The organism is Caballeronia sp. (assembly GCF_049581465.1).
Lineage (GTDB): Bacteria > Pseudomonadota > Gammaproteobacteria > Burkholderiales > Burkholderiaceae > Caballeronia.
This window is the reverse complement of the sequence record NZ_JBAUSA010000869.1, coordinates 1-10819: the sequence shown is the minus strand read 5'-3', so window position 1 is coordinate 10819 and position 10819 is coordinate 1. Positions and strand designations below refer to the sequence as shown.

Here is a 10819-nt window from a genome sequence, read left to right as displayed (position 1 = left end):
GATGTACGGAGTCGACTGTATTCGGCCCCTTCTTTGTCGAGAACGCGCCGGAATACCAGAATGGGGACGATGTTGGCAACGGCGCAAAAGGTGAGCCGTGTTTTGTCAGCGGACGCGTCACCGGATTGGACGGCGAACCGGTGCCGAACGCCAGGATCGAAGTGTGGCAGGCCGATTCCGACGGTTTCTATGATGTGCAGTACGAGGGCGCGACCAGCAATCACGGACGCGGAATGTTGCGCAGTCTCGCCGATGGCTCATTCCACTTCAAGTCCATTACCGCAGAGTCGTATCCCATTCCGCACGATGGCCCCGTCGGACGCATGCTGAGCGCCGTGGGCCGGCATCCGTGGCGGCCGGCGCATCTGCACTTCATGATTGAAGCGCCGGGATACGAGCGGCTGATTACGCATGTGTTCCGCTCCGGCGACCAGTACCTCAATTCCGATGCGGTGTTCGGCGTCCGGTCTTCGCTGATCGCGGATTGGCAGCGTCATGAACCTGGGCACGCGCCGGACGGTAGCGAAGTCGACACACCGTTCAGTACGCTCGACTTCACCTTCGTTCTTAACCGGTCTGGCGCCGCAGTGGAAGGCCGCGCTGCGTAGAGTCACTGATGCTAGCGATCTTGTCCCGCAGGGGAATCCGATGATCAAGGACATCGTGATTGACGTAGCATCGTGACGCAGCAAGCGTTGGCGTAAAGGAAAATCGAGGAAAAGCCGGTCGTTGTCCGATCCCTGTCTCCTTTCTGCATTATTATTCGTACCACTGACTAGCTCCGTCTAGAATCAGACCCATACCATCGATGATGACCGTTACGGCTTCGCCTTTTCGCGAGCCGTCTAGCTCTTGGCTTATACCGCAGGCCAGACCCACCCACAGCACCCCCTTCCGAAAAAGCCGCTCGGCGGCTAGCCGATTGAGATCCGCTGCATTCCACCACGGAATAGTGTCTATGAGGCTGCGTCCGTAGAGTAAAGAATTCGGGCGATGTACTGTAGCTCCAAGAAACCTGACCTGACGGAGGAGTTATTTTGCTAACACATGCCATCGAATTGAGCTATATAGCGCGGAGTACACGCTCAGAGAAAGCGGACCAGGCAAGCCTTAAAGTGGGGGTGAGCTCATGCCAGTCGCGCTAATCACTGGAGCGAGCCGCGGCATTGGTGCGGCTACTGCGTCGGTTCTGGCCCAAGAGGGGTACCGGGTGGTCGTCAACCATCGCGCGAGTGCACCCCAGGCCGAGGACGTGGCCGCGACTATTATCGCGGCCGGTGGAGAAGCCATGGTGATTAAGGCCGACGTCACCGAGCCTGACGATGTCGCCGCCATGGTCAATGAAATCAATCAGCGATGGGGTGGGGTCGACGTCCTCGTGCATAACGCGTTGACGCCGTTTGACATTACCTCGTTCGCCAACCTGACCTGGGAACAACTCGGCGGTAAGCTGGACACTGAACTGCGTGCAGCCTTCCTCACGACGAAAGCTGTTGTGCCAGGAATGATTTCTCGTGGCAACGGGCGGCTGATCTATCTAAGCACGCTGCTGTCGCGTCGTCCGCGTGATGGAATGATTGCGCTGGGCACCGCTAAGGCGGCCCTGGACCAGTTCGTACGCTACGTCGCCTTGGAACTGGCACCGCACGGAATCACCGCCAACCTCGTCGCACCGACCACGGTGGAGGGCGCTCTTTCGACTGGGAAAGTCCCGGCCGAACGGCTTGCAGCGATGGCTGCGGCGGTACCGATGAAACGGCTCGCTCGTCCCAACGAGGTGGCCAAGACGGTGGCGTTCCTGGCAAGTGACGCTTCGGGGTTCACCACCGGTCACTACATTCCGGTGAGCGGCGGCCTTGGAATGGATTGAACGCAACGAGCACGCGGGAGATGCGTTATTTCGCTATTGCGCTTGAGTGACCTGATAGGAGTTAATTGCTAATGCACTCGATTGACCTGACTTATGTGGGAAGCGGTATTCACGAAGAACTGATTGCGCATGTGGCCGATCAAGAAGGATATTTCGAAGACGAAGGTGTCCACGTTTCGATGCGCGACGGAGCCGTGTGGAAGACTGAACGCGTGCGCGGCGGCGCAACCATCGGTCTGGGCCGGGCTCTATTATCGCGGATGACCGATGGCATCCAATGGACGGTGCTCACCGCCAACACCCATCGTCCGCTCTTCTGGTTCCTCGGGGGTAGCGGGGTGAAATCCATGGAGGATCTTCGAGGGCGCCGAGTGGCAGTCCACGGGGCCCGCACCGCCCCTGGGTGTTTCGCGCGGATCGTGCTGCGCAAGCATGGGCTGGACCCCGACCGCGACGTGGAATGCGTGGAGCGAATTCCGGGTGACTACCAGATGGACCTGCGACGCCTTCGCGAGGGCTCGATTGACGCCGCCTACGTGGGCAGCACGCTAGGGCCCGAGCAGGTCGCCGAGGAGGAGGGTTTCTCGGTGCTTTCGTGGGTGGGCGATCACCTCCAGATCCCCACCGTGGGAATCGCCGTGGACCCTGCGCGCATCCCACTCGACGATCCAGCTTTACAGGCGTTGGTGCGGGCCAACAAGCGGGCGCTGCAGACGATCGCCGAGCAACCCGGTTTGGCGGTCAAGCACATCGCCTCGATGTTGAATCGGCTGACCAGCGCGGAAGCGGAGCAACACTACGAGCGCTACATCCGCCCGTATTTCACTTCCGACGGTCGCGTGGACCCCAAAGCTGTCAAGCAGGGAGTCGCCGCGGTCGCAGCTGAACTCGGCATCCCCGCGGGAACCGCTGAAGAGATGTACCTGCCAGCCTTGTGATCGAGCCGCTACCCCAAACCAGGGCGACGAAGAACTGACTCGCAGTGCAGCGTGATATCTCCGGGCCTTCCACGGATCGGAGATTACCGACGATCTGATTTGGTCCGGAGATTCCTGCCATAACCTTCCGATTCTTCCTGTCTCGCGATAACCCTCCCAAAAGGGGGGTGCCACAAACCCCCGTTATCGACAAAGTTAGATCACGGACACGGTTGCGTGGCCGAATACAAATATCGCTGTCCTCGGGGCGGCAATATAGGAGGAGATTCCAATGCTGAAGAATTGGTGGTATTGCGCGGGTTGGGACTATGAGTTGAGCTTGGGAAAAGATGCCCTTCTAGCTCGGCGTATCGCTGGTGAGTCGATCGTACTTTATCGAAAGCCGGACGGCGGGGTCGTAGCGATGGAGGATCGTTGCTGCCATCGTCAAACAGCACTATCCTGCGGGCGCAAGGAAGGCGACTCGCTACGCTGCATGTATCACGGATGGAAGTTTGGGCCGGACGGGCAGTGTGTTGAGATTCCCGGACAGGAGCGTATTCCGCAACAAGCACGCGTTCGATCGTTCCCCGTCGTCGAGAAAGACAACTGGATCTGGATCTGGATGGGGGATCCGATAAAAGCGGACCCCGCGCTAATCTGCTTCGCCGTTGGACCTGGTGATCCGGCGTGGAACATGAAGACGTCACAACTGCGAGTGGATGCAAACTACCGTCAGGAACTAGCCAATTTAAGCGACTTGTCGCACGTAGCCTGGGTGCATGACGAGACCTTCGGTGGAACAAACGCATGGTCAACGGTCAAGAGTAAGCACACGCTTACGCCCCGAGGCCTCGATACGCAAACCTGGTTACGCGGCGTACCGGCCGTGCGGTTTGTTCAACACCTGTTTCCAACGGGGACGTTAGTCGACATGTGCTTTGATATCCAAATGACCTTGCCATGTAACTTCATGATGCATCTGCGGATATTCAGTGCGGGGAATAATACTGAAGGTCCTTCAGACGGACAACTGCTTCTGGACACTTACAGTTGTCAGGTCGTTACCCCGCGTGACGAAGACTCGGTGGACTATTACTACTCATGGGGTGCCAGCCGGGCCACTGACAGTCCAGGCATGACCGACCTGCTGCACGAGATTATTGGAATTGCGTTCCTTGAGGACAAGAGGATCCTTGAAGCTCAACACCAACGCATGAAGGAAAAGCCTGACTTCAGGACGGTCGACTACATACACGACGCGGGCCCTGGCAAGTTACTCTGGTTGCTCGACAAGTTCTTGAAAGAGGAGGCGGCGGAGACGCTAGGTATGGTCGAAGGGTGAGCGCGTGTACATTGCTCCGGGGCGCGAATGTGGGCAATCTGGAGCAGACTGCTATAGAACCTGAATGAAAGAAACGAATGCGCCCATTGCCTGGAGCGCCGTCGTCGGCTCTTAACAACACAACTTGCCAATTATCCATCATGAGACAACTCGCCGTTAGGGTCGCAAAAAAAAGGATAGAGGCCGAGGACGTCGTCAGTCTCGAATTGACTCCCATTGAAGGGCACTCACTGCCAGCGTTTAGCGCCGGATCGCATATTGATGTCCTGGTTCGCGATGGTATCGTGCGTCAGTACTCCATATGTAATGATCCAACTGAACGCCATCGTTATGTGATTGGCGTGTTGCGGGACCCGAACTCGCGTGGCGGTTCGGTCGCAGTCCACGATGAAATCGTGGAGGGGACGATACTGCATATCAGCGAACCGAAAAATCACTTTGCGTTAAAGCCCGCGAAACGTTCCCTATTGCTTGCGGGGGGAATTGGGGTGACACCTATCCTATGCATGGCCGAACAGTTGGCTAAGGTTGGGGCTGATTTTCGAATGCACTACTGTACCCGGTCATTGGAGCGTACCGCCTTCCATCAGCGCATCATCGGATCCGCTTTTTCGGATAGAGTAAGCTTTCATTTCGATGATGGGCCGCTCCTGCAGAGACTGAATCTTCCCGCGCTAATCGGCAAACCCGACGCAGATACCACTTTATATGTGTGCGGCCCAAGCGGATTCATTGATTTCGTGACCAAGACAGCAGGGAATTTTGGGTGGCAAGGCGAGCAGATTCTTCTTGAGCGTTTCGGGGCACAGTCGCAGTCTTCTGCTAGCGACGTTTCCTTCGATGTCAGGGTGGCCAGCACCGGAAAAATCATCACTGTTGCAAGCGGAAAAACCATTGTCGCCGTTCTCGCGGAACACGGCGTCGACGTTCCTGTGTCATGCGAACAAGGCGTATGCGGAACTTGTGTTACGCGCGTTCTCGCTGGAACACCTCACCATCGGGATCTCTATTTTACTGATGAAGAGCATGCGAAGAACGACCAGATGACAGTGTGCTGTTCACGGTCTAGAAGTCCACTGTTGGTGCTTGATCTGTAGCACCGGTCTGTTACGCGATCAAGCCACGCATACGGGCGACACGTACCGCCAAGGACCGCCGGTGGACACCAAGCTTTTCAAAGATGCGCTTCCAATACCACTTGACAGTACTTTCGGCCAAGCCCAGTGCTGCGGCAATCTCAGATGTCACGAGATTCGTCGAAGTCAATTGCAGGATTTCGATTTCTCTTTCGGATAAGCCTCTCGCGTCTTCGGACTCACCCTGCTGCATCTGGATAATTGGCGGTGTCTTTTTCTTGTCGATTTGCCGCCCAAATGCAGATAGAAGAAAACTAAGGTATGCGATGGAAAATACATTAGCTTCCGTGGTCAAGTCAGCAAGCTCCTCCAGAATAACAACAACCGTGGGTCCTTCGTCGAGAAAGCTTCGCGTAAAGCCGCCTGATGAGCCCCACCGCAGCGCGTCGATCATCGTACGTCGTGCCGCCAGTTTGTCGCCGCTGCGATAGCAAAGACACGCTAGCAAAACGGCGAGCCGTATGCTCGATCGGAGACATTGCCGTTCTCGCGTCCAATTCAACCAGCGGCGCAGTATTTTAAGTGCGTGACTCCTCTCACCTCGTTCGAAAGCGATTCGCGCCGTCGCTATGGCGAAGCATTCTTTTGCCGTATCGACATGCCCGGAAAACGACATGACCGCAGCAACGCCCTTATAGCGAGGATCCAATATCAATCGCTCGGCGTCCCGACATAGCCCGTCAGAAATCAACAGTGGCACGCGTTCCGCAAGGACATGGGCATGCAATCGCGGCAATGCATATCGATCTGCGATTCGAGTTGCAAGGTCGAGCGCGTCGTGCGCTTTGCCTGTCATGCCATCGGTTCGAGCGAGCCGCGTTGCTGTGATATATCTGGCTATGACCGAATCAACGAACCTGAATTCGGAAGGATGCCCATTGAGGTTTTCGACAAGTTGACGCGCTTCGCCAAGGTTGTTTTTTTCATAAAGCAACTGCGCGAGTTGCGCTGACGGCATTGTCGCGAGTGTCGAGCTTTCGCTCTGAATCCGTATAGCGTCGGCACGCGACTGTAGATAGGCTTGTTCCGCTAGCTGGAGCTCGCCTCGCGCGAAATGAATGCTTCCAACCACGGTGTCCAGAAACACAGTTCCATAGATCGCATTCGCCTCGATAAACTGGTTGCGCAGTTCTTGTGCATGTGCCTGCGTATGTTCGCATTGGTAGGTTTCCCGATTGAGCATCATCAAGATTCCACCTACCGAGCTCCCCATAAACTTGTCTCGGTCGCCGAATTCGGCGATCCACAATTTCGCTGCCGGAAGTGAATGTTCGATATCGTCCGTAAACACATTGAGCAAAAATTCTCGATGCGCGAGTTTCATTCGAAAAAGCTCCGCCTCTTTACCGAAAGGCTCCTCTGCAGGGTAGACCGGGGACCCCGACACGCGATCAACCAGTTTGCTGCGGACTTCCTTCAGTGCGTGGCGTGCCTCATCGAAGCGCCAAAGAATCGTGTTCTCCCACGCAAGCTCAAGCTGAAGTCGTGGCAGGCTTTTAGCCACGCTTTCAGGTAGCCGTTCCGCGAAACGGCGAAGAGTCGCCGTCTGGCCGCTCGCCAGAAGAGTTGGACTGATTTCGTCAATCAACGCTCCAGCCCGCGCAGGTTCCGATGCGGCAAAGGCATGCTCGATCGCGTCCGCTATATAGTCGTTCTCGGCAAGCCAATTACAAGCCCGTCGATTGTAGATTGCGGCTTCGTCGGGGAAACGATCAACTAGCCGTTTGCGTAGAAGGTCTGCGAAAAGTTTGTGGTACCGATACCAGTTGCGTTCGCGATCGAGCGAAAAGACAAATAGATTCGAGTCCTCTACATTGTCTATCAACGAACTACTGTCCCGACGCTCCAGCACCGCATTGCACAAATCCGAGTTAAAACGATCAAGAATTGAAGTCGCAAGCAGAAATCGTTGAACCTCTTCCGTTTGCCGATTCAACACCTCCTCAACGAGAAAGTCGGCAATGCTTCGGTCCGCCCCGGAGAACTGTCTCAGGAAGGCCTCAGGGTCGGAGAGGCCTTGCATTGCAATCGTGACCATCTGAAGGCTTGCTATCCATCCTTCGGTCTTTGTCCACAGGTGTTCCATCTGCACCTGGGTAAGCGGGAGATCAATCCTCGCGCCCATGAACTCCATGGCTTCGTTGCTGGAGAATTTCAGCATCGCCGCGTCGAATTCCCGAATCTCACCGAGTGCCCTTAACCGTGCGACTGGCAGGGCAAGCTGCTGTCTCGACGATATTACGAAATGCAGGTGCTCGATTGGGGCAAGCAACAGCGAACTAATGAGATCGAGAATTCTCGGATCTTTTATAAAATGAAAATCATCGAAGAAAAGAAACAAATCGGCGTCGAGGAAAGAAAGTTCATTGAGCAACGTCGTTTTTAGACTTGCGAAGGGGGCTTCGCCTTGGCTGGCTTCAGAACTAAGCAAGCTAACCGTGTCATTTGAAAGCACCAACCCTGTCCGGCGCGTCGCCTCCAGCAGATGCGAAACGAATCTCACAATGTCGTTGTCTTGCATGTCAAGGCTTATCCAGCCAATGTGACGCTGCTGGACGCTCAATGCCCCAAAGAGTTGGACAAGCACACTGGTCTTGCCATATCCAGCAGGCGCACAGACAAGGACGAGCCGGCGCCCTGCATTCGCTTCGATCTCTGCAGAAAGGCGCTCACGCTTAAGTAGTTCTCCCCTCTGTCGCGGTGGACGAAGTTTCGTATTTACCGTCTCCAACGGCGGCTTGCTTCGCTCCCCCATCATTGCACGCTAGAAAATTTTTCACGCGACTCGGGATGGAACGAGGTTTCCGTCCACCGGCGTTCGTAGCCCATCGTCTCGAAGTGCTGGAGTAGAAAGTCAATGAATGCGCGGACCTTGACCGACACGTATTTCCGGTGCTGGTATGCAACGCTGATCGTAAGCTTGGGCAAGTCCCAATCGTTGAGGATCGGGACGAGCCGGCCCGCGAGGAGGTCGTCGTGGATGATATAGGACGGCTGGATCAGAATGCCCAGCCCATCGAGACCCGCTTCGCGAAGCACTTGGCCCTCGTTTGATTCCAACAAACCTTCGATCTTGACGCAGCGTGTCATTGAGTCTTTGGTAAAAGTCAGCTCATAGGGGTTGGTGGCTAGCGTATAGATCAAAAAGGACTGGCCTTGAAGTTCTTCAAGCGACCGTGGTGTGCCGTGACTACTCAGATAAGCCGGCGAGGCCGCGAGAACGCGTCGGATTTGTGCCAGCCGTCGAGTTGTGATGCCCGAATCGGCTTCCTGCTCGCGCGTTCGTATGGCGACATCGATACCATTTTCGATCAGGTCGTGGTAACGGTTTGCGGCGATGATTTGCAGGGTAAGCCTGGGGTAACGCCGCGTGAATTCGGAAAGGAGCGGAGCAATTACCTTGGTACTAAAGGATACCGAAGCGGTGATACGCAGCGTGCCGACGGGGCTAAGCCGCGCCGAGTCGACCAAGGCCTCTGCTTCTTCCATTTCGGAGGTAATGGTCCGACAGCGTCGATAAAATTCATCGCCGAGTTCCGTGAGGAACAGGCGACGCGTGTTCCGTTCGATGAGCCGCGCCCCTAGTCTTTGTTCAAGGTTTGACAGATGCCGGCTCGCCGCAGAGCCAGACAGGCCGAGCGCCTCGGCTGCTTTGGAGACGCTCCCACGCTCCGTCGTTTGAACGAATACCTCGACTTCCGTCCATTTATCCACGCGTGTCTCCAGTTGCCCGCTGACCGAAAGGAAGTTTCCCGGATTCAGCCTTTTTCGATTTTTATCGACAGACTATATTTGTACCAGAGCAAAAAACAATTGGGAGACACTACGCAAAACATCAGTGAGGACACCATCACGCCAGCGTGTCTGTCCCACCGGTCCATATGAAACGACTGCCGCTTACGCAAACACTCGCGGAGGCCGTGGGTCGCGTGGGCCTTTGGCCAACTACAACTCAATGAGAAAAAATTAATGATCAAGCACATTGTAATGTGGGACGTTCGAGGCACGACACAGGAGGAGAAACTCCTTGCAATCAATGAGCTCAAAGCGGCTTTTAGCGGACTAGAGGCAAAAATACCAGGCTTGCTGCATATGGAAGTGGGTGTCGATATGAGTAGGGCGAGCTATGCCTGCGATGTCGTGCTGTACTCGGAATTCGACTCTCGGGAGTCCCTCGCGGCGTACGCAGAGCATCCCGAGCATGCTCGCGTGAAGCGGCTCCTGGTTGATGTCCGCGTGGCCCGTCATCAAGTCGACTATGACATGGTGAGCTGACAGGCCAAACTCCGGGCTCAGCCCCTCCGCTGTCCTTTCCGGACCTCATGTTCGTCAATGCCGTTATACATTGGCGCGCGGGATCATATTTTCAGAAAAGTCGCACCCAATCGAGCGTTCTTGGTCAACACGGGGATCGCAAGATCAATAAAAATTCGTACAACGAAACTAGGGGAAAAAATGAAAATGATGAAAGGTCATGAATTAAAGTCCGTCTTGGGCGCGGTGTTGCTCATGTTTTGTGGTTTGGCGCAGGCGCAGAGCAATGTCACGCTATACGGGGTTGTCGACGGTGGATTGCTTTACACCAGCAAGACGCTCGATACAGTGACTGGACAGAATGCCGGCAAGACATTCGCGATGAACGACAGTGGGCTTACGTCTTCGCTATTCGGTCTCAAGGGCACTGAAGACCTCGGCGGCGGCCTGAAAATGAACTTCCAGCTGGAAAGCGGGATCGATATCGCCAACGGCGGCTTCTCGGATTCGAACGGAAATTTCTTCGGTCGGCAAGCCTGGGTTGCGCTAGATGGAAACTTTGGGACGTTCACGGCAGGTTTGCAATACTCACCATTCTTCATTGCATTAGTGGAGTCAGACCCGCGGGGTTTTACGCAGTTCGGAAGCGGGCTTGTGAATCTTATCGGCAACGTCGGCGGCACCTCTGCTTTCACCTCGAATGCCGTCTCCTATACCAGTCCGAACATCGGTGGTTTTATGGGCGAAGCGCTGATCGCGTTGGGTGGAGAGGCGGGCAATTTCCAGGCGGGTCGACAGTATTCCGCGAGCCTGACATATCAGGGTGCCGCTTTGATGGTGAACGCTTCCATTTTTGACGGAAACAGCGGCGGCACGGCTCAGACGCCGATCCCGACTACCGTGGCCTTCGAAGGTCGAACGCTTGGCGTGGGGTACAACTTTGGCCCGGTAACCGCCCGGGCGTCGTTCGTCAACTATAAGGTCGCCGGGTCGTTCAATAGCGATGTTTTCGGAGCAGGTGTAGACGGCTACGTGCTACCGCAGCTCGATATTAGCGGCGGCGTTTGGGTAACGAGCGACCGTAACCATACGGCAAATCATTCGCTAATGGTCGCCCTTGGTACGCAGTATTTCCTGTCAAAAGCCACCTCGCTTTATGCGCAGGTCGGGGTGGTAAACAACGATGGTGCGATGAACACGGGCTTATCGGTAGCGCCCTTCAGCGCTTTGCATGGGGCGAGCGGTACAACAACCGGTGTAGGTATAGGGATGAAACACACCTTCTAAGAACGATGGG

General features: G+C 55.6%; 9 protein-coding genes. 7 read left to right on the top strand and 2 right to left on the bottom strand.

The annotated features are described in order from the left end of the window. The 5 genes from WCA53_RS21320 to WCA53_RS21300 all read left to right on the top strand — a co-directional run. The coding region (locus WCA53_RS21320; RefSeq protein ID WP_423915308.1) for a hydroxyquinol 1,2-dioxygenase at window positions 1–608 on the top strand (608 nt) is incomplete at its 5' end. A 521-nt stretch (window positions 609–1129) separates the two neighbouring features. Then, window positions 1130–1870, top strand: a complete 741-nt coding sequence (locus WCA53_RS21315) for an SDR family NAD(P)-dependent oxidoreductase (protein ID WP_423915305.1) — start codon at window positions 1130–1132, stop codon at window positions 1868–1870. 71 nt (window positions 1871–1941) lie between these two features. Next, window positions 1942–2808 carry an ABC transporter substrate-binding protein gene (locus tag WCA53_RS21310; RefSeq protein ID WP_423915303.1) on the top strand — a complete coding sequence of 289 codons (867 nt, stop codon included), beginning with the start codon at window positions 1942–1944 and terminating at the stop codon, window positions 2806–2808. A 271-nt stretch (window positions 2809–3079) separates the two neighbouring features. Further along, window positions 3080–4132: a Rieske 2Fe-2S domain-containing protein gene (locus WCA53_RS21305; protein WP_423915301.1), complete on the top strand. Its 1053-nt coding sequence runs from the start codon at window positions 3080–3082 to the stop codon at window positions 4130–4132. 140 nt (window positions 4133–4272) lie between these two features. Then, a complete protein-coding gene (locus WCA53_RS21300) occupies window positions 4273–5229 on the top strand; it encodes a PDR/VanB family oxidoreductase (protein WP_423915299.1) in 957 nt (318 codons plus the stop codon). Between the two features lie 10 nt (window positions 5230–5239). Here WCA53_RS21300 and WCA53_RS21295 read toward each other — a convergent pair whose 3' ends face one another. Further along, window positions 5240–7789, bottom strand: coding sequence for a LuxR C-terminal-related transcriptional regulator (locus tag WCA53_RS21295; protein WP_423915296.1), 2550 nt, complete (start codon window positions 7787–7789; stop codon window positions 5240–5242). A gap of 233 nt (window positions 7790–8022) precedes the next feature. Continuing rightward, window positions 8023–8982, bottom strand: coding sequence for a LysR substrate-binding domain-containing protein (locus WCA53_RS21290; RefSeq protein WP_423915294.1), 960 nt, complete (start codon window positions 8980–8982; stop codon window positions 8023–8025). Between the two features lie 255 nt (window positions 8983–9237). Between WCA53_RS21290 and WCA53_RS21285 the strand changes: the two genes are divergently transcribed. After that, window positions 9238–9543: a Dabb family protein gene (locus tag WCA53_RS21285; RefSeq protein ID WP_423915292.1), complete on the top strand. Its 306-nt coding sequence runs from the start codon at window positions 9238–9240 to the stop codon at window positions 9541–9543. 189 nt (window positions 9544–9732) lie between these two features. Next, window positions 9733–10809 (top strand): porin, encoded by a 1077-nt coding sequence (locus tag WCA53_RS21280; RefSeq protein WP_423915310.1) that lies wholly within the window; start codon window positions 9733–9735, stop codon window positions 10807–10809. Window positions 10810–10819 lie beyond the last annotated feature (10 nt).

Excerpts from the sequence above, each read along its gene's own strand:
- WCA53_RS21315 (WP_423915305.1), top strand. The coding sequence starts at position 1,130 with ATGCCAGTCGCGCTAATCACTGGAGCGAGCCGCGGCATTGGTGCGGCT.
- WCA53_RS21310 (WP_423915303.1), top strand. The coding sequence starts at position 1,942 with ATGCACTCGATTGACCTGACTTATGTGGGAAGCGGTATTCACGAAGAA.
- WCA53_RS21305 (WP_423915301.1), top strand. The coding sequence starts at position 3,080 with ATGCTGAAGAATTGGTGGTATTGCGCGGGTTGGGACTATGAGTTGAGC.
- WCA53_RS21300 (WP_423915299.1), top strand. The coding sequence starts at position 4,273 with ATGAGACAACTCGCCGTTAGGGTCGCAAAAAAAAGGATAGAGGCCGAG.
- WCA53_RS21295 (WP_423915296.1), bottom strand. The coding sequence starts at position 7,789 with ATGCAAGACAACGACATTGTGAGATTCGTTTCGCATCTGCTGGAGGCG.
- WCA53_RS21285 (WP_423915292.1), top strand. The coding sequence starts at position 9,238 with ATGATCAAGCACATTGTAATGTGGGACGTTCGAGGCACGACACAGGAG.
- WCA53_RS21280 (WP_423915310.1), top strand. The coding sequence starts at position 9,733 with ATGAAAGGTCATGAATTAAAGTCCGTCTTGGGCGCGGTGTTGCTCATG.